At 40.9% G+C, this 19,079-nt stretch carries 20 protein-coding genes, 2 rRNA genes and 1 pseudogene (1 of these 23 only partly in view); 22 read left to right on the forward strand and 1 reads right to left on the reverse strand.

The window, feature by feature from the left end:
• From V1500_RS00165 to rsmI, 13 genes are all read left to right on the forward strand, one after another.
• A 23S ribosomal RNA gene (locus V1500_RS00165) occupies positions 1–140 on the forward strand; it begins 2,806 nt to the left of the window's first position.
• 193 nt (positions 141–333) lie between these two features.
• Positions 334–450, forward strand: a 5S ribosomal RNA gene (gene rrf, locus V1500_RS00170).
• A 571-nt stretch (positions 451–1,021) separates the two neighbouring features.
• On the forward strand, positions 1,022–1,225 hold the full coding sequence (locus tag V1500_RS00175) for a sigma factor G inhibitor Gin (RefSeq protein ID WP_409303599.1): 204 nt from the start codon (positions 1,022–1,024) through the stop codon (positions 1,223–1,225).
• Positions 1,226–1,400: 175 nt separating this feature from the next.
• Positions 1,401–2,840: an aminotransferase class I/II-fold pyridoxal phosphate-dependent enzyme gene (locus tag V1500_RS00180; RefSeq protein WP_409303601.1), complete on the forward strand. Its 1,440-nt coding sequence runs from the start codon at positions 1,401–1,403 to the stop codon at positions 2,838–2,840.
• 51 nt (positions 2,841–2,891) lie between these two features.
• On the forward strand, positions 2,892–3,524 hold the full coding sequence (gene tmk, locus V1500_RS00185; protein WP_409303603.1) for a dTMP kinase: 633 nt from the start codon (positions 2,892–2,894) through the stop codon (positions 3,522–3,524).
• 123 nt (positions 3,525–3,647) lie between these two features.
• Positions 3,648–3,977 (forward strand): cyclic-di-AMP receptor, encoded by a 330-nt coding sequence (locus V1500_RS00190; protein ID WP_409303605.1) that lies wholly within the window; start codon positions 3,648–3,650, stop codon positions 3,975–3,977.
• Positions 3,978–3,999: 22 nt separating this feature from the next.
• A complete protein-coding gene (locus tag V1500_RS00195; protein ID WP_409303607.1) occupies positions 4,000–4,440 on the forward strand; it encodes a YaaR family protein in 441 nt (146 codons plus the stop codon).
• 14 nt (positions 4,441–4,454) lie between these two features.
• Positions 4,455–5,462 carry a DNA polymerase III subunit delta' gene (gene holB, locus V1500_RS00200; protein WP_409303609.1) on the forward strand — a complete coding sequence of 336 codons (1,008 nt, stop codon included), beginning with the start codon at positions 4,455–4,457 and terminating at the stop codon, positions 5,460–5,462.
• The gene (locus tag V1500_RS00205; RefSeq protein WP_409303611.1) at positions 5,455–6,285 is read left to right on the forward strand and encodes a stage 0 sporulation family protein; all 831 of its coding nucleotides are present in this window, start codon (positions 5,455–5,457) and stop codon (positions 6,283–6,285) included. The genes holB and V1500_RS00205 overlap by 8 nt, the downstream gene beginning before the upstream one ends.
• Before the next feature lie 14 nt (positions 6,286–6,299).
• Positions 6,300–6,674 (forward strand): DNA replication initiation control protein YabA, encoded by a 375-nt coding sequence (yabA, locus tag V1500_RS00210; protein WP_409303613.1) that lies wholly within the window; start codon positions 6,300–6,302, stop codon positions 6,672–6,674.
• A gap of 149 nt (positions 6,675–6,823) precedes the next feature.
• Positions 6,824–7,558, forward strand: a complete 735-nt coding sequence (locus tag V1500_RS00215) for a tRNA1(Val) (adenine(37)-N6)-methyltransferase (RefSeq protein WP_409303615.1) — start codon at positions 6,824–6,826, stop codon at positions 7,556–7,558.
• Positions 7,548–7,808: a GIY-YIG nuclease family protein gene (locus V1500_RS00220; RefSeq protein ID WP_409303617.1), complete on the forward strand. Its 261-nt coding sequence runs from the start codon at positions 7,548–7,550 to the stop codon at positions 7,806–7,808. Before V1500_RS00215 ends, V1500_RS00220 begins: the two co-directional genes overlap by 11 nt.
• Positions 7,808–8,689 carry a 16S rRNA (cytidine(1402)-2'-O)-methyltransferase gene (gene rsmI / locus V1500_RS00225; RefSeq protein ID WP_409305869.1) on the forward strand — a complete coding sequence of 294 codons (882 nt, stop codon included), beginning with the start codon at positions 7,808–7,810 and terminating at the stop codon, positions 8,687–8,689. The genes V1500_RS00220 and rsmI overlap by 1 nt, the downstream gene beginning before the upstream one ends.
• A gap of 108 nt (positions 8,690–8,797) precedes the next feature.
• Here rsmI and V1500_RS00230 read toward each other — a convergent pair.
• Positions 8,798–9,086, reverse strand: a pseudogene (locus tag V1500_RS00230) (AbrB/MazE/SpoVT family DNA-binding domain-containing protein).
• A 616-nt stretch (positions 9,087–9,702) separates the two neighbouring features.
• Here V1500_RS00230 and metG point away from each other — a divergent pair.
• The 9 genes from metG (at position 9,703) to ispE (ending at position 19,079) form a co-directional block, all read left to right on the forward strand.
• The gene (gene metG, locus V1500_RS00235) at positions 9,703–11,670 is read left to right on the forward strand and encodes a methionine--tRNA ligase (protein ID WP_409305870.1); all 1,968 of its coding nucleotides are present in this window, start codon (positions 9,703–9,705) and stop codon (positions 11,668–11,670) included.
• Positions 11,671–12,033: 363 nt separating this feature from the next.
• On the forward strand, positions 12,034–12,801 hold the full coding sequence (locus V1500_RS00240; protein ID WP_409303619.1) for a TatD family hydrolase: 768 nt from the start codon (positions 12,034–12,036) through the stop codon (positions 12,799–12,801).
• A gap of 224 nt (positions 12,802–13,025) precedes the next feature.
• Positions 13,026–14,225, forward strand: coding sequence for a ubiquitin-like domain-containing protein (locus V1500_RS00245; RefSeq protein ID WP_409303621.1), 1,200 nt, complete (start codon positions 13,026–13,028; stop codon positions 14,223–14,225).
• Between the two features lie 199 nt (positions 14,226–14,424).
• A complete protein-coding gene (rnmV, locus tag V1500_RS00250) occupies positions 14,425–14,979 on the forward strand; it encodes a ribonuclease M5 (protein ID WP_409303623.1) in 555 nt (184 codons plus the stop codon).
• Positions 14,980–14,983: 4 nt separating this feature from the next.
• Positions 14,984–15,862 carry a 16S rRNA (adenine(1518)-N(6)/adenine(1519)-N(6))-dimethyltransferase RsmA gene (rsmA, locus tag V1500_RS00255; RefSeq protein WP_409303624.1) on the forward strand — a complete coding sequence of 293 codons (879 nt, stop codon included), beginning with the start codon at positions 14,984–14,986 and terminating at the stop codon, positions 15,860–15,862.
• Positions 15,863–16,177: 315 nt separating this feature from the next.
• Positions 16,178–17,056 carry a sporulation peptidase YabG gene (yabG, locus tag V1500_RS00260; RefSeq protein ID WP_409303626.1) on the forward strand — a complete coding sequence of 293 codons (879 nt, stop codon included), beginning with the start codon at positions 16,178–16,180 and terminating at the stop codon, positions 17,054–17,056.
• Between the two features lie 237 nt (positions 17,057–17,293).
• Positions 17,294–17,545 carry a biofilm formation stimulator Veg gene (veg, locus tag V1500_RS00265; protein WP_409303628.1) on the forward strand — a complete coding sequence of 84 codons (252 nt, stop codon included), beginning with the start codon at positions 17,294–17,296 and terminating at the stop codon, positions 17,543–17,545.
• A 148-nt stretch (positions 17,546–17,693) separates the two neighbouring features.
• On the forward strand, positions 17,694–17,867 hold the full coding sequence (locus V1500_RS00270) for a protein sspF (RefSeq protein ID WP_409303630.1): 174 nt from the start codon (positions 17,694–17,696) through the stop codon (positions 17,865–17,867).
• A gap of 342 nt (positions 17,868–18,209) precedes the next feature.
• Positions 18,210–19,079 (forward strand): 4-(cytidine 5'-diphospho)-2-C-methyl-D-erythritol kinase, encoded by an 870-nt coding sequence (gene ispE / locus V1500_RS00275; protein WP_409303632.1) that lies wholly within the window; start codon positions 18,210–18,212, stop codon positions 19,077–19,079.

The following is a 19,079-nucleotide window of genomic DNA, read 5'->3' on the forward strand; positions in this document are numbered from 1 at the left end:
CATGAAGCCCCCCTCAAGATGAGATTTCCCATGGCGCAAGCTGGTAAGATCCCTGAAAGATGATCAGGTTGATAGGTCAGGGGTGGAAGCGTGGTGACACGTGGAGCTGACTGATACTAATAGATCGAGGACTTAACCAAATTGAAAAGCGGAGAAAGCCCGCTTAAACCGATAGGATGTTGGAGCTTCTGGCGGAAAAGACCTAAAGTCTTGCCCAGAAGAAGCGAAACAGCTGTACGGTTTGGCTTTCGCAGCTAGACATTATCCTGTTTTGAAAACATGCAAAAACTTTACCTGTTATCTAGTTTTGAAGGAACAACGTTCCTTTATATGTTTGGTGACGATGGCGAAGAGGTCACACCCGTTCCCATTCCGAACACGGAAGTTAAGCTCTTCAGCGCCGATGGTAGTTGGGGGCTCTCCCCCTGTGAGAGTAGGACGTCGCCAAGCATTGATAAGCCAGCCGAAAGGCTGGTTTTTTGTTGTTTTTAAAATTAACATAGGGAAATTTCCTATATAGGGAAACTGTCAGAAGGCAAAATAAATGAAGACGCAAAAATCTGAATGGAGAGGATCAAGGAGGTCGAGGAAGCAAGAGATAAGGAACAAAGGCTACAACCGCAACGTCCTGGTGCAACGCCTACAAAACCTACATCATGCAGGCCACTGGAATGGACTTCGTACATGAAGCGCACAGGGACCACAGTCTGATCAAGTGATCCTCCGCTCATCGCCAACCAAGATTCGAACACGGAAGTTAAACTTGAGCGCCGGATGTAGAGTTGGTGGCTCTCTTTGTAAGAGTATGCGGCGCGAAGCAAAACTAAAGCCAATCATCCTGCGGAAACCTCCATCCTTACAAAACGGCAGGCTCGATTATAAAAAAATCAACGTTAGACAAACACTGAAAGCTTGATTAGCACATACATTGATATAGGCGCTTCCCCAAATACTACAACTATTCCCACAATTGTATACAACTTGTCATTTCTGGGGACAATGCAGGTATGGAGGTGGAGATTTGGATTCAATTGTTACTAAAAAATCGGCCGGGGAAACGTGTATTGTTTGTGAGCATGTAAAAGATGTCGGAATCCATCTATATACGTCATTTATTTGTAATGAGTGTGAAAGGGATTTAATTAACACTGATACAGACCATCCAAAATATACGCATTATGTAAACCAGTTAAAAAAGATAGGTACTTCTAAAATCTTATCATAAATTCAAGCAGCGCTCGGAACCTTTAGAAAGCAATTCACATTGGCAATTGCACGAAGGAGCTGGGCTCTTTATATTTTTTCGGAAGATATTCATTCTGCTGTGAAGAGCGGGGAGCATTGAGCTCAAACGTTTGATAAAATAGATGTATGAAAAAAGGCCGTAAAGGAAGGTTAGTGTGGACCAGACATCAACACCGTTATTTAACGCATTATTAAAGCATAAACAGGCCGGCACAGTCTCCTTTCATGTGCCCGGCCACAAAAATGGAACTATATTTCCTCAAAAAGGGGAAGGTTTATTTCAAAATTTATTGTCCATCGATGCCACAGAGTTATCCGGCCTCGATGATTTGCATGAACCGGAAGGACCAATACTGGAAGCACAAGCGCTTTTAAGCGATTTGTATAGCTCAAAAGAAAGTTTGTTTTTAGTAAATGGCACTACAGTTGGAAATCTGGCCATGATTATGGCAGTATCTAATCCAGGTGACACGGTTCTAGTGCAGCGAAATTGCCATAAGTCTATTCTTCACGGGCAAATGCTTGCGGGCCTTTCTCCAGTATTTGTACATCCCGAAATCGATCCAGAATGGCAGATAGCAGGCGGGCTTTCTGCACAGAATGTAGAAAAGGCTTTAGCCGAGTATCCGCAAACAAAAGCAGTCATCTTAACCCATCCCAATTATTATGGCATGTCTAGAGATTTAGCAGAAATTGTACAAGCAGCGCATAAAAGGGAAATACCTGTATTGGTGGATGAGGCTCATGGTGCACACTTCGCAGCAGGCCATCCTTTTCCTCTATCTGCTCTTGAGGCCGGAGCTGATGTTGTTGTACATTCAGCTCATAAGACCCTTCCTGCTATGACAATGGGGTCGTATTTACATCTTAACCGAAGCAGCCTGGTATCATCGGAACGAATTAAATTTTATCTGCAGATGCTGCAATCAAGCAGCCCATCATATCCTATTATGGCTTCTCTTGACCTGGCAAGGGCCTACTTAGCCGCCTATTCAAAAAGTGATAAGGCAAGTCTAGAGCGCAGGGTAAAATGCTTTAAAGAAGGGTTGGCTCGTATTAACGGATTGCACGTGATGGAACCAACAGTGCCTTCAGATATAGATTTGCTGAAGATAACAATAAGAGCAGATGGCATTTCGGGATTTGCCCTGCAACAAAAGCTGGAACAAAACAGTATTTACACAGAATTGGCGGACACAAAAAATGTTCTGTTTGTCCTGCCTCTTTTGAAAAAAGAGCAGAGCTATCCATTCGATAAAGCTCTTAGCAGTATTGAGCGAATTCTACAAGATTCTATTACAAGCCCAGAAACTGAGGTTTCGCCTTGGATTACCGATGTTAAGACTGTTTCACGGCTGGGGCTGACATACTCAGAAATGAGACAGCGCCCGAAAAAGATGGTTCACTTAAATGATAGTATCGGAAAGATTTCTGCAGAAACAATTACTCCTTATCCCCCGGGTGTCCCGCTTATCATGGCCGGGGAAAGGATTTCTTCTGACATGGTCCTTTATTTACGGGAATTGGTGGATAAGGGATCCAGGTTTCATGGAGGAAAAGCAATTCATCGGTTTCTGGTAGAGGTATATAAATAATCCTAATAAAGGTGTATACTTAACACAACAACATGTGCGTGGAGGTAGCGGATGAGTCGCGGAATGTTTATAACCATAGAGGGCCCCGAAGGAGCAGGAAAGACAACCATCATTAAATATATAGCAGAGTTTCTTCAGGAGAATGGCTTTGATGTGGCAGTGACAAGGGAACCAGGCGGTGTTCCTATTTCCGAACAAATTCGGCAGGTCATCTTAAATAAAGACAATACTACTATGGATGGCCGAACAGAAGCTTTGCTATACGCTGCAGCAAGAAGGCAGCATCTGGTGGAAGTTGTCATTCCTGCTTTGGAAAAAGGCCAAATTGTTTTATGTGACAGGTTTATAGATAGTTCATTGGCCTATCAGGGTTTTGCACGAGGGCTGGGTATGGACGAAGTATTTAAAATAAATCAATTTGCAATCGAAAATCTAATGCCAGATTTGACATTATTTTTTGACATAGAACCGGCTGAAGGATTACAGAGAATACGTATGAGCAAGAGCCGGGAAATGAATCGGCTTGATCTGGAAGAGCTTGATTTCCATCAGAAGGTTAGGGAAGGTTATTTTAAAGTCATAGACCAATCAAAGGAACGATTCTGCATAATAGATGCCTCACAGGATTTGGCTGGGGTACTTTCGCAAACAAAGAACAAATTGCTGGAGAGGATTAAGAAATAATATCAGTGTCCCGGTTAAATGGGTTTATTTTAATATCCTTATATAAAGTTGCCTGCTAACTAGCTTTTTTGGGTATAGGTACTAGTAGATATAATGAGATATAAGTGACTGGAGGATGGTATTATGAAAATGATCATTGCGGTAATTCAGGATAAGGACAGCCAGAAATTGTTAAACAAGCTGGTGGATAATAATTTCCGGGCTACCAAGCTTGCCAGTACGGGTGGATTCCTGAAGTCTGGCAACACTACCTTCATGATTGGTACGGAAGATATCAGGGTAGATAAGTGCCTTCAAATCATCAAGGAAAGCTGCCAATCCAGACAGCAGTTAGTGGCGCCAGTTTCTCCAATGGGCGGAAATGCAGACTCCTATGTTCCATATCCGGTAGAAATTGAAGTCGGCGGCGCAACCGTGTTCGTGCTGCCAATCGAGAATTTCCTGCAATTCTAAAGGAAAGCAAGGTGGCGTCAACATGAAGATTAATCAAGAATTGCATGTCAAAATGGATAAGTTAAGGCAGGACTCACGGCAAATCTCAACGGGAAATGGGAAGTTCCAGCAGCTTGTACAGAAACAAGACCAAAAAATGCAGCTAGAAACATTAAATCGATTGTTGAGTGATATTCAGGGTGCTGGACAACGACTAAGCAAATCCCGCAATTTTAGGGATTTGGCAAAATTTAAAACACTTGTTAAACGTTTTGTTCGGGAGTCCGTAGATTTTGGCATGGATTTGAAGCAATCACATAGCTGGACACAGTTCGGGCAAAGCCGCCCGCTTAAAATTGTAGAAACTATTGATGAGAAATTACTTGAATTAACAGATGAGGTCATGAAATCCGAGAAGGGCTCGATTGATATTTTGGGCAAAATCGGAGAGATAAAGGGATTATTGATCAATTTATATACTTAAGGCAGTTGATGGGAATGGTAAAGACCTGGCAGGACCTCAAGAGCATACAGCCTGAGGTTATGACAATGATTAAGAATAGCATCACAAGAAATAGAGTGGCGCATGCTTACCTTTTTGAAGGAGAAAAAGGAACTGGCAAAAAGGATATTGCCCTTATTTTTGCAAAGAGCCTTCTATGCGAACATCCTGATGAAGGTTATATCCCTTGTGGACAATGTGTAAACTGCAGACGGATTAATTCTGGTAATCACCCTGATTTGCATTATATTGAGCCTGAGGGCTTATCGATTAAAAAAGAACAAATAAAATTATTGCAGGACGAATTTTCTAAGAAGAGTGTCGAATCCGACCTTAAAATTTACATGATTGTAGATGCCGAAAAAATGTCGGTACAGGCAGCAAATAGCTTATTAAAATTCCTCGAAGAACCCCAGTCTGATACAGTTGCAATACTCATTACAGAACAGGGTCAACGGGTATTGCCAACTATATTATCAAGATGTCAAATATTACCATTCAAACCCCTTTCTCCTGAGAATGTAAAGAAAAACTTAATAGATCAAGGCGTAGAGCCTATTACGGCCTCTGTCATTTCCCAGCTCACCCACAATTTCGAAGAAGGACTTCGAATGAGTTCTGAGGAATGGTTTGCACAAGCCCAAAAAATAGTGTTAAAATTATATGAAGCATTACAGATGAATTCTATGAAATCATTGTTGTATCTTCAAGAGGAATGGTTTGTGCACTTTAAGGATAAAGTGCAGCAAGACAGAGGTCTTGATTTGTTATTTCTTATTTATAAGGATTTACTATACATTCAGTTGGACCAGCGGAATCATATTGTTTTTCAAAATAAAATCAGTGAGTATGAGTCACACGCTCTTCATATGTCACAGAAACGCCTGGCTGAGAAAATGCGCTTTATTTTAGAAGCAAAGAGGAAGCTGATGTCCAATACAAATCCACAGCTGCTGATGGAGCAGCTTGTGCTGAATTTGCAGGAGGGATCATCATTTGTATGATGTTGTAGGTGTCCGTTTTAAAAAAGCGGGTAAGATATACTACTTCGACCCGGGAGAGCTTAACATTCCAAAGGACGAATTCGTTATTGTCGAAACAGTCCGTGGGGTAGAATTTGGCCGAGTTGTTACCGCCCGGAAGAAGGTAGACGAGAACGATGTTGTACTGCCACTGAAAAAGGTATTAAGGATAGCTGATCAAAAGGACAGGCTGATTGTGGAAGAGAATAAAGCAGCCGCAAGTGAAGCGTACAATACATGCTGTGAAAAGGTATCAGAGCATCAGCTCGATATGAAATTAGTCGATGTAGAATATACCTTTGATCGAAATAAAGTCGTATTTTATTTTACTGCAGATGGCAGGGTTGATTTCCGTGACCTGGTTAAGGATCTTGCTGCCATTTTTAGAACGCGTATTGAATTACGTCAAATTGGGGTCCGGGATGAAGCTAAGATGCTAGGCGGAATTGGACCTTGCGGCAGAATGCTGTGCTGTTCTACATTCTTGGGAGATTTTGAGCCGGTATCCATTAAAATGGCCAAGGATCAAAACCTTTCACTGAATCCTACCAAAATCTCCGGTCTTTGCGGCAGATTAATGTGCTGTCTAAAGTATGAAAATGATGAATATGAACATGCAAAGGAACTCCTACCGGACTTGGGTGAGATGATCGAAACTCCGAATGGAAGAGGCAAGGTAGTAGGGCTTAATATTCTAGAACGAATACTTCAGGTTGAATTGGCCGAGCAAGAAAGAGTATTAGAGTATACTTTAGATGAAATTCTAAAAGAGGGAGCCGTTTCTATTCAAGCCACAGATTATTAAGGTGGTGGACGAGCGTGGACAAGAAAGAAATTTTTGATTCGGTCACGAGTATGGAAACTCAAATAGGCCAGCTTTATACACAGCTAGGGGAACTTAAACAGCATCTGGCCGAAATCATCGAAGAAAATCATTCCCTGAAACTGGAGAATGAGCATTTACGTAGGCGTCTGGACCATGTTTCCGATAAGAGTATGCCTGTTAATGGAGATTCTAAGTCGAAAGTCCGCCGTCGTGAAAATAAAGAAGAGAAGGTGCATGATATAGGTGAAGGTTATGACAACCTGGCGCGCCTGTATCAAGAAGGATTCCATATTTGCAATCTTCATTTTGGAAGCTTAAGAAAAGAAGGAGACTGCCTGTTCTGCTTATCTTTTCTTAATAAAAAATAATGATGGCCTTTCCTTTTAAAGGGAAGGCTTTTTCTTCAGAATAAAATTCTGTCCATAAATAGACGATACATATATGCGTACTGGTTACTGTATTAATTTTTTTATCAGCAACGATTTGACAGAGATATAATAGCACGAGGAGTGGAAATATGATAAAAGGGGATGAACGCCTCGATTATTTGTTAGCTGAGAACCTGAGGATCATACAGAGTCCATCGGTATTTTCTTTCTCACTGGATGCCGTCCTCCTGGCGAAATTTGCTCAGGTGCCTATTCAAAAGGGAAATCTTATAGATTTGTGCACCGGTAATGGCGTAATTCCGCTGTTGCTTTCCACAAGGACTAAAGGAAAGATTGTTGGTGTGGAAATACAGGAGCGCCTTTATGACATGGCAGCAAGGAGTGTCCAATATAACAAGCTTTCTGAACAAATAAACATAATTCATGGAGATATCAGAGAAATATCAAAGCAGGTAGGATACAGCAAATTTGATGTCGTAAGCTGTAATCCACCCTATTTTCCTATTTCTTCGCATGATGAAGTCCATAAAAATGAACATTTTGCTATAGCAAGACATGAGATTTATTGTACTTTAGAGGATGTAGTCCGTGTTAGCAGCCAGCTGTTGAAGCAGGGAGGAAAAGCGGCGTTTGTTCATCGTCCCGGAAGACTAATTGACATACTGGCTACGATGAGGCAGTACCGTCTTGAACCAAAAAGGCTACAGTTTGTTTATCCAAAGGCCGGCAAAGAAGCTAACACTATATTGGTAGAAGGCATAAAGGATGGAAGCCCCGATTTAAAAATAGAGCCGCCGTTAATCGTGTATAATGAAAACAATGAGTATACACCTGAAGTAAGAAGGATCCTATATGGAGAATAATGAACACTTTTTCTACGTTTTAAGATGCAGGGATCTGACTTATTATGCGGGTTATACAAATAATCTGGAAGAACGGATCAAAAAGCATAACGAAGGAAAAGGCGCAAAATATACAAGGGGCCGGGTTCCTGTGGAACTGGTATTCTTCCAAACATTTGATAATAAACGAGATGCTCTTCAAGCTGAATATCGTTTCAAACAATTGACCAGGAGACAAAAAGAGGAATGGATGAGGAAGGCGGTTTTGTAATGTGGCAGCAGAAGAGCTTTGAAAAAGAAGGGACGAAGTCAGCTTTATATTTAGTGCCGACACCAATTGGCAATTTGGAGGACATGAGTTTCAGGGCAGTGAGGATATTAAAAGAAGCAGATGTAATTGCTGCTGAAGATACGAGAAATACCAGGAAGCTTTGCAATTATTTTGAAATTGATACTCCTATAGTGAGTTATCATGAGCATAATAAGCAAACAAGCGGGAAGAAAATCATTGACCGGCTTTTAGAAGGCCAAACGGTGGCACTTGTAAGTGATGCTGGGATGCCAACGATTTCTGATCCCGGTTTTGAATTGGTTACGGAGGCATTAAAGGAACAGATTACGGTAATTCCTTTACCCGGTGCCAACGCGGCTTTGACTGCGTTGATTGCTTCCGGTTTAGTGCCCCAGCCTTTTTACTTTTATGGATTTCTCCCAAGAAATACGAAGGAGAAAAGACAGGATTTAGAAAGATTGAAGAAAGTTACATGTACATGGATCATTTATGAATCTCCTCATCGGTTAAAGGAAACCCTTAAATTGATATTAGATGTTCTGGGGGATCGGAGAATTGTTTTAAGCAGGGAATTAACGAAAAAGTTTGAGGAGTTTATTCGGGGCAGTGTCAGCGAAATGCTGCAATGGGCCGCCGAATCTGAAATTAGGGGGGAATTTTGTCTCGTAATTGAAGGGAATTCCATTGAACAATCGGATGTGGATGAAGATGAAAATTGGTGGGACGGAATGAAAATTGCCGAACATGTGGATTATTATATCCATAAACAAAAGTTACATTCTAAAGAGGCAATCAAACAGACTGCTAAAGACCGGGGCATGAATAAAAGGGATGTATACCAGGCTTACCATATCGAATAATGAAACATGTCGAATTAAACGGTTGTCATTAAATAGTTACGTAATCCAGAGACAGTATGCCTTCTTAAAAAAGGAAAGAGGCTTCTGAAAGAAGCCTCTTGGTTTTAATTATTTTACTAGGAAATTTTCTTGAATTTCCTTAATAAGTTGTTCTGCACCGTCTCGGCTAAGGATTAATTTTCCGCCTGCAAGAGATAAGTTATTGTCAGAAACTTCGCCTGTTACATGGCAAGTCATGTTCGGCTTATATTTTTTTCAAAATGATGCGCTCATCGTCCACATATATTTCAAGGGCATCCTTTTCCGCAATTCCTAAAGTGCGTCGAAGTTCAATCGGAATTACTACACGCCCTAATTCATCAACTTTACGTACTATTCCTGTAGATTTCATAATTATAAAAATCTCCTCTCAGCTTCATTATGTACCGGAATTTTCTATATCTTTTTCGTCATGATTCGACAAATTTCTATAAATTCATAATACCAGCCATTCCCAAATCCGTCAATCATTTTATACTTAATTAAAGATAATGGCATAAACTTCCCATACTAACCGGGTAATATAGCACATTTGCAAAATATATCCAGACCAAATGCCAATTTGAAGGAAAGACTCATGCATAATATTTTTCGACAAAATTTCGACATATGCATTCCAGTATGAAATATAGTGCACCGTATATGGCATCCTGGAGAAATCGGCAAGAAATACAAGACGCCAGAAGTTGCACTATTTCAAGTTTTTAGGTATATTTTGTTGGTAGAAGAGGTTATGATGACAATATATATAAGCTGCACTACACATTCTTAAAATGATAAAATAAATGTTCTTAGAGTAAATGAAATCTGCTTTTTAGTCATTTTTATATAGTTTTTTGGCAGTCTTTCATAATTAACTCTCGCATCATGGGGGTTTTTTTATTTGTGATATGTGCTGCAGTGATTATGCCGGCTGGCAGGGACAGCAACGTCCGAACAAAATTTTTTAGAAACTTACTTCGGGAGGGAAAATGATGAAGGGAAAGGCACAGAATACTTTTTACATTACTACACCTATATATTATCCAAGCGGAAACCTGCATATAGGCCATGCATATACAACCGTAGCGGGCGATGCAATGGCTCGGTACAAAAGATTACGCGGCTTTGATGTTATGTATCTAACAGGCACTGATGAACACGGACAGAAAATACAGCGAAAAGCAGAAGAGGAGGGCGTTTCTCCTCAAGCGTATGTTGATAATATTGTCTCCGCCATTAAAGAACTGTGGAGTAAACTTGATATTTCCTATGATGATTTTATAAGGACTACCGAAGACCGGCATAAAAAAGTTGTCGAAAAACTATTTAAGCAGCTTTTGGATCAAGGCGATATCTACCTGGATGAATACGAAGGCCTTTATTGTACACCATGTGAATCCTTCTTTACGGAGCGTCAAGTCGAGGGGGGGAATTGCCCCGACTGCGGCAGGCCGGTAGAAAAAGTAAAAGAAGAGTCTTATTTCTTTAGAATGAGCAAGTACGCGGACAGGCTTCTGCAGTTTTATGAAGAAAATCCAGAATTTATACAGCCAGAATCAAGAAAAAATGAAATGATTAATAATTTCATTAAACCAGGTCTCGAGGATCTCGCAGTATCCCGGACAACGTTTGACTGGGGTGTTAAGGTACCGGGAAATCCCAAACATGTTATATATGTGTGGATTGATGCGTTATCAAATTATATAACTGCATTAGGATATGGAACAGAAGATGATGCAAAATACTTAAAATACTGGCCTGCTGATGTCCATCTTGTAGGTAAGGAAATCGTCCGCTTCCATACAATTTACTGGCCGATTATGCTAATGGCGCTTGATCTGCCATTGCCTAAAAAAGTATTTGCGCATGGCTGGCTCCTAATGAAAGATGGAAAAATGTCAAAGTCAAAAGGAAATGTTGTTGATCCGGTCACATTGATCGACCGTTACGGTCTGGATGCATTGAGATATTATTTGCTAAGGGAAGTGCCATTTGGATCAGACGGGGTATTTACTCCGGAAGGTTTTGTTGAAAGAATTAATTTTGATCTTGCAAATGACCTTGGGAATCTATTAAATCGTACAGTAGCCATGGTCGATAAGTATTTCGATGGCGTGATTCCGACATATTCAGGTTCAGTGACAAAATTTGACGCATCTCTGCTCGATATGAATAATGAGACAGTAAAGAAATATGAAGAGGCTATGGAGAAGATGGAATTTTCCGTTGCCCTGTCGAGTTTGTGGCAGCTTGTTAGCAGAACCAATAAATATATAGATGAAACGCAGCCCTGGAACCTCGCAAAAGATGAATCCAAGCGAAATGAATTGGCGAGTGTCATGGTCCATTTGGCAGAATCTCTGCGCCGGATCGCCGTTCTTTTGCAGCCATTCCTCACAAGGACTCCAGGAGAAATATTTAAGCAGTTAAACATCATAGATGAGACTCTAAAAGCATGGGACAGCCTAGAACGCTTTGGACAGATTCCGGAAGGTACCAAAGTCGATAAGGGACAGCCTATATTCCCTCGTTTGGAGTTTGCTGATGAAATACAATATATTAAAGACCAGATGCAAGGCGGATCTAAGAAAGAAGAAGAAAAGGAACCTCAGGGTGAAGAAGAAATCCCTGAAGTAGATGAAATTACTATCGATGATTTCATGAAAGTGGAACTTAGGGTAGCCCAAGTGCTGGAGGTAGAGCCTGTGAAAAAAGCTGATAAGCTGCTGAAGCTTCAGCTTGATCTGGGATATGAGAAGAGACAAGTAGTATCCGGCATTGCTCAATACTATAAACCAGAGGAATTAGTGGGCAAAAAAGTGATCTGTGTGACGAATCTTAAGCCGGTTAAATTACGCGGCGAGCTATCGCAGGGTATGATCCTGGCTGGAAGCTCTGAAGGCCGGCTTTCCGTTGCTACAGTTGATTCTTCTCTTCCAAATGGTTCGAAGGTTAAATAAAAATAGAAATTTAATTATTATTACCTATTTTTAACATTTGTAAAGTAAATGATAATAATTAAAAGAATGTTTTCTTAAAAAAGTGTAATACTGTTCCATGTGGAACATTATTACACTTTTTTCATGGTTTGTCTGATGAGTTATTTATTCTCACATAGAATTATATGCCTCCCTATTTTATAAACTAATAACCAGCAAGGAGATTGGAAAGCAAATCATTTTGCAATTTCTTGGTTAATCAGTAGAATGAAGAAACATTCGGAAAGCTGAAAATAAACAATTTTTAAATACTTGTTACATAGAAGTAGAAATATTAGCTATAGGCTTGTAATATAATTTTTTGTTTGAAAGGGAAGAAGGAAAATGCTGTTTGACACACATGTACATTTGAATGCAGAACAGTTTCAGGAAGATTTGAATGAAGTGATCGAGAGAGCTCAGCAGGCAGGTGTTTCTAATGTTGTGGTTATAGGGTTCGATCGTCCAACAATCAAAAAGGCCATGGAGCTTGTGGAAAAATATGATTTTATGTATGCAGGTGTTGGATGGCATCCTGTAGACGCAATAGATATGACAGAAGAAGATCTAATCTGGATTGAAGAGTTGGCGGCTCATCCAAAGGTAGTCGCAATCGGGGAAATGGGATTGGATTATTACTGGGATAAATCTCCAAAGGAAGTGCAAAAGGAAGTATTTAGAAAACAGATACGCCTGGCTAAGAAAGTAAAACTTCCCATTATCATTCACAATAGGGAAGCAACTGCTGATATAGTAGAGATTTTAAAAGAAGAGAAAGCATCGGACGTCGGTGGAATAATGCATTGCTTTAGCGGTAGCCCAGAGACGGCTAAAGAATGTGTAGAAATGAATTTTTACATTTCCCTTGGCGGACCGGTTACATTCAAAAATGCCAAGAAACCTAAGGAAGTGGCTGAGGTCATCCCGCTTGACCGGTTGCTGATAGAAACAGATTGCCCATATCTTGCTCCCCATCCATATCGAGGCAAACGTAACGAGCCTGCTTTCGTAAAATTAGTAGCTGAACAAATAGCGGAAATAAAAGGGATTTCATATCAACAAGTAGCAGATATAACATCACAAAATGCAAAAAAAATATTCGGCATTGACTGACAGCATTTGCTGTCAGTTCGCCGCTAGATATGTAACTAACAGACTAATTTCCTGAACATTCTACAAAGCAGCAAAGGATGAGAGAAAATGGTGTCGATAAGTCTGCCTTTTCAATTTAATCGATTGTATGCATAATAAAAATTACTTTCCGCGGGCATCATTTAATTGGTTTAACGCAGAGTTTTGTCGATATTAATCAGGGATCTAAAAGGAGGAGTTTTTCTTTGTCTTTACCCATGAAAAATCTCATTCCCAACCAAATTGGGAGAAGGAGACTGACCATCATAATCGGCAGCATAGTCGCGTTTGCCGCAATTTTGGTGATTGTGTTCTATGAAGGGACGAAACATAGGGTATTTTTAAAGTTGGATGGTGAAAAAAGGGTAGTAAGAACGCATGCAGATACAATTACTGCTATTCTACAAGAGTTGGAGATTACTGCTAAGGCTGAGGATTATTTATCTCCCTCGGGAAACAGTAAAGTAAAAGACCGGCTTGAAGTTGTTTGGGAACCGGCCCGGCAAGTAAAAGTAATACAGGATGGCGGCAGCGCTTCAACGGTCTGGACCACATCCGGTACGGTAGAACAGCTGCTTATAGAGCAAAAACTCGCACTCTCAAAATTTGATAAAATCAGGCCCTCGCACAAGACAAAAATCCATGACAAGATGACAATTGCTATCAATCACGCTTTTCCCGTTAGTTTGGTAGTTGGAGGCAAGGAAAAGCAGGTCTGGTCAACTTCGGCTACGGTCGCTGACTTTTTAAAACAACAAGGTATAAAGATACATAAACTTGACCGGGTTAAGCCCAATTTAAGTGACAAAATACATGCTTCTACCAGTGTAAATGTCATTCGAGTTCAAAAAGTCACCGATGTAGTGGAAGAACCAATAAAATATTCAGTTTTACATAAAAAAGATAACAGGCTGCTGGAAGGTAAGTCAAACATAGTAGAACCCGGCAAAGACGGATTGCTCACAAAGCAATATGAAGTTATCAGGGAAGATGGCAAGGAAGTCGCACGCAAGCTTATATCCGAGAAGGTTATTAAACAGAAAAAAGACAGGGTAGTGGCTGTAGGTGCAAAAAATTACATAGCACAGGCTTCCCGCGGTGAAAGGGCTGCTGGAGGACAGATGATATATGTAAATTCTACAGCATATACCGCCAGCTGCCATGGCTGTTCGGGGAGGACGGCAACTGGGATTAATCTTAGGGCCAATCCAAATGTTAGAATCATTGCTGTAGATCCTCGAGTCATTCCGCTGGGCAGCAAAGTCTATGTGGAGGGATATGGGTACGCCGTTGCTGCTGACACAGGCGGAGCCATAAAAGGACACAAAATAGATGTATACTTTCCTAATACAGCTGATGCATATCGCTGGGGTTCCAAAAAAGTAAGAATTAGGATATTTAAATAATATTGGCGGGGGATTTTCAATCTCCTGCTTTGTTGCGTTATAATGAAAAATGTGATTCAGCATGATGGTAACCAATTCTGAATGAAAAGTAGATTGGCCGGTTTGAAATTTTGTGTGAAATATATTGGATTCATAATATAAATCTTACAATCATTTAGACGTTGATAGATATAAGAAGGTTTCACTTAATGGAGGAATAATGAAAAAAATTAAAGAAATAATTGTCGTAGAAGGCAAAGATGATACGGTTGCAATAAAACGTGCTGTAAACGCTGATACTATCGAGACAAATGGCTCGGCGGTCAACGATTCGGTGATTGAACAGGTAAGGCTTGCACAAAAGACCAGAGGCGTAATTATATTTACAGATCCTGATTTTCCCGGCCAAAAAATAAGAAACATCATTGCGGAGAATGTGCCGGGATGTAAACATGCTTTCATTTCTAAACAAGAGGCTCTTCCAAAATCCGGACGGGGAATTGGTGTGGAGCATGCCGCACCGGAAGCAATCAGGATTGCCTTGAAGGAAGCGCAAATGATGGAACACGATTCCCCTGAGGAAATCACCATGAAGGAATTGTTAGAAGCAGGATTAATTGCTGGGCCCGGAGCTAAAGAACGCAGAGAGATGCTCGGTTTGCTATTGAATATTGGTTTTACAAATGGAAAACAGCTGCATAAGCGCCTGAGGATGTTTCAAATAAGTGCTACATCTTTTTATAAAGCGCTAAGACAGATTGAGCAGGAGGAATAACATCATGCATAAAGATATAGCTACTCCCCTTAGGACAAGAGGAATCCTTGAAAAATACGGGTTTTCCTTCAAAAAGAGTCTGGGACAAAATTTTCTTATTGATACGAATATCTTAAATAAAATTGTCGATTTTGCCGAGCTGGAAGCTGACAGCGGCGCCATTGAAATTGGGCCGGGCATTGGAGCACTTACTGAGCAGCTTGCCAAAAGAGCTAAAAAGGTAATTGCATTTGAAATAGACCAGAGGCTTCTTCCCATCCTGGAAGACACACTCTCTCCATACCATAATATTAAAATTTTTCATCAAGATGTGTTGAAGGCTGATGTAGCCCAAATAGTCAAAGAAGAATTTCAAGATTCGCAGGACCTCATGGTGGTGGCAAATCTACCGTATTACGTCACTACGCCGATTATTATGAAGCTGTTATCGGAAGGCTTGCCGATCCGGGGAATGGTGGTAATGCTTCAAAAAGAAGTAGCTGACAGGATATCTGCCAGCCCGGGAACAAAAGATTATGGCTCTTTATCGATAGCAATTCAATATTATACGGAGGCGGAAACGGTAATGGTAGTTCCCAAGACTGTTTTTGTGCCGCAGCCAAATGTTGACTCGGCTGTAATTCGGCTTACAAGACGACCTGAACCGCTTGTGAAGGTGAAGGATGAGAATTTTTTCTTTACACTGATCAGGGCAAGTTTCGCACAGCGCCGCAAGACTATTCTAAATAACCTAACTAGCCAGCTGCCTGGCGGAAAAGAGAAAAAAGAGCAGATCATTTCAGCTCTTGAAGCGGCAGGCATAGATCCTGCACGAAGAGGGGAGACCTTATCAATTGTCGAATTTGGCCTTTTAAGTGATCTTCTTGTTCCGAATTTTTCCTGAGCTGCACATACCTTACATTATTGTCCAAGCCCTTTAACAGGGCTTTCTGACTGTAGACAAACTGCCTACAGTCTTTTTGGGGTCTATTAAAGGGATTTTTAGTGATATTCGTCCCAGGGGCTTTATTTTCCGCGGAGCGGGCGTTGGGAGCGTCCCCGTCGGTACAGCTCCACGAGGGGTCTCACCTGTTCCACTTTCCTATCTGCTGGCATCTGCATGTATTGTTCAAAGGACATCTCACCAACTTAATCTAACATGCATAGCTTATCAAAGAATAAGTTTTTCATTGCCGGTATATTTCCCCGAGGTGAGTCGATGGAATTTAAAATAAATGATATTGTTGCAAGGAAATCTTATAACACCGATTTGCTTTTTCGCATTATTGATGTCCGGGAAAGACAGGGAAAACAGGAAGCGATATTGTACGGAGAGGATGTAAGGCTGGTTGCAGATGCTCCTTTTGAAGACCTGACATACTTGGATGACCAGGAAAAGAATGAACGGCAATTAGCTAATGCAGCCCTGACGGAACAATCTTATTTATTGTTCTCTCAGGATAAAGAGCTGTTAATACAAAAGAGTGAATACCAGTCCAGCAATGGCTATCGATATAATGGGGACTACTTCCAGATTCCCGGAAGAGTTTTACATGTTGACGGAGACCCTTCCTATTTAAAAAAATGTCTGGATTTGTATGAAAAAATTGGCGTACCTGTAAATGGCGTCTACTGTAATGAAAAAGAAATGCCTGAGAGGATCGGATCATTTATAGATGATTATCGGCCGGATATTTTGGTGATTACTGGACATGATGCATATACAAAATCAAAAGGGCATAAAACAGATTTAAGTGCCTATCGCCATTCCAGGCATTTTGCCCAAACAGTAATGGAGGCCCGAAAGAAGGTCCCAAGCCTGGACCATTTGATTATCTTTGCCGGGGCGTGCCAGTCTCACTTTGAATCGCTTATTCAGGCGGGAGCCAACTTTGCCAGCTCACCAACTAGAATTAACATTCATGCATTGGACCCGGTCTATATTGTAGCAAAAGTGTCATTTACTCCCTTTATGGACTATATTCGTGTATGGGATGTCCTGCGTAACACTCTAACTGGAGAAAAGGGGCTTGGGGGGATTGATTCGAGAGGCGTATTGCGTACCGGTATGCCGTATAATTTGATAAAAGAAGAATGAGCTGTGACGAAGAGGTCACCGCTCTGTTTTTGTGAGTTCAAACATGGACAGAATAATATTGCCTGGCATAAATACATAATTGTTCCCTTGAAAAACCATAATAGAATTGTTGATCACTCGGCGAATTTTGTTGTTAAAAAATCATTGACAAACAAATTTAACTGCTGATATAATTTATTATTTTATTGACGTTTGGTCGCGGTGTGTGATATACTACACTTAGTGAGGTGGACCGAGATGCCAAAAACTTTAGCTGATATTAAAAAAGCATTAGACTCGAATTTAGGGAACAGATTGCTTTTGAAAGCGAATGGCGGAAGAAGAAAAACTGTAGAGCGTTTTGGAACGCTAGCGGAAACTTATCCGTCTGTCTTTGTTATTGAGCTCGACCAGGATGAGAACGCCTTTGAAAGGGTCTCATACAGCTACGCTGATGTATTAACAGAAACTGTAGAATTAACATTCTTGAACAAACAGCAAGAAGTGTAAATCTTTGCCGGCAGTGAACTTAGTTCACTGCTTTTTATTTATCTTCAGAGGATTCATTTCCATTTTAGCCTGCAAGATGCAGTACATGTAATAGTTCAATTAAACAAAACATAATACTTGTAACGGCCTGTGAAAGGGGTTGTTCAATTTGGGCAGAAGAAGAAGCATTATGTCGGAGGGGTTTAAAGAAGAACTTGCCAAAGAATTAGGCTTTTACGATGTAGTCCAAAGAGAAGGCTGGGGAGGAATTAAGGCTAGGGATGCTGGGAATTTAGTGAAGCTTGCGATCCTTAAGGCGCAGAGCCAAATGATGAATCGATAGCTGATTTTCCGTCAATTTCGAACTGGTACAATAGTAACAAAAACTGCTCAGGCCGTTATACCATTGCCGGGTGCGCTCCTCCTTGCTCACAAGTATCTTGGCAAGGAGGAGGCACGGCAAATTTATTAGGGGTTACCTGCACTTCGACATAATATCAAAGTTATCATAGCCGAAACAGGCAACATGGAGATCATCCTCCTGCTGCAATACGTCCTATATGGAGCGAACGTTCTAAAATAGTATTTTACATACATTGAAAATACCTGTGAAAAACCTTTAGAATAGTGTTATATATGATAAAATAGGACAAGAACTTTCTAGATCGTAAAGTAGGTGGGCGTATTGAAGCTTATGGAGAAGGCACCCGCTAAGATAAATTTAGCGTTGGATGTACTTTTTAAGCGGCCAGATGGGTACCATGAGGTAGAAATGATTATGACTACGGTAGATTTGGCGGACAGAATAGAACTAAAGGAAATCCGGGAAGACAATATTAAAATAATATCACATAACCGGTTTGTTCCCGATGACAGCAGAAATCTGGCTTATCAGGCTGCTGCTTTATTAAAAGAACGGTACGGAGTCAGAAAGGGTGTCTCCATTACAATAGAAAAAAATATCCCGGTAGCGGCTGGATTGGCTGGCGGGAGCAGTGATGCAGCAGCTGCATTAAGAGGGCTAAACAGGCTTTGGAGGCTTGGTTTGTCATTAGACGAGCTTGCTGAGATTGGAGCGGAGATTGGCTCGGATGTCTCTTTTTGCGTGTATGGCGGAACTGCGATCGCAAGAGGAAGAGGAGAGAAAATTGTCCATTTGCCTCCTCCGCCAAAGTGTTGGGTAGTCCTTGCTAAGCCCACGCTTGGAGTATCCACGGCAGATATATACAAAAGGCTAAAGCTTGAAGGAATAGACAGGCCGAACGTAAAAAAAATGGTAGAAGCCATATATGAAAATGATTTAAGCAAAGTATGCAGCAATCTCGGAAATGTGTTGGAACATGTAACCTTGCCGCTGTACCCGGAAGTTGCCAATATTAAAGAACAAATGAAAACGTTCGGAGCGGATGCAGTGTTGATGAGCGGAAGTGGACCTACTGTATTCGGGCTAGTTGAACATGATTCAAGAATGCAGCGTGTATACAATGGATTAAGGGGATTTTGTGACCAAGTTTACGCTGTGCGATTATTAGGTGATTCCAACCATCTTGATTAG

The organism is Peribacillus sedimenti (genome assembly GCF_046237635.1).
Classification (GTDB): Bacteria; Bacillota; Bacilli; order Bacillales; family DSM-1321; genus Peribacillus; species Peribacillus sedimenti.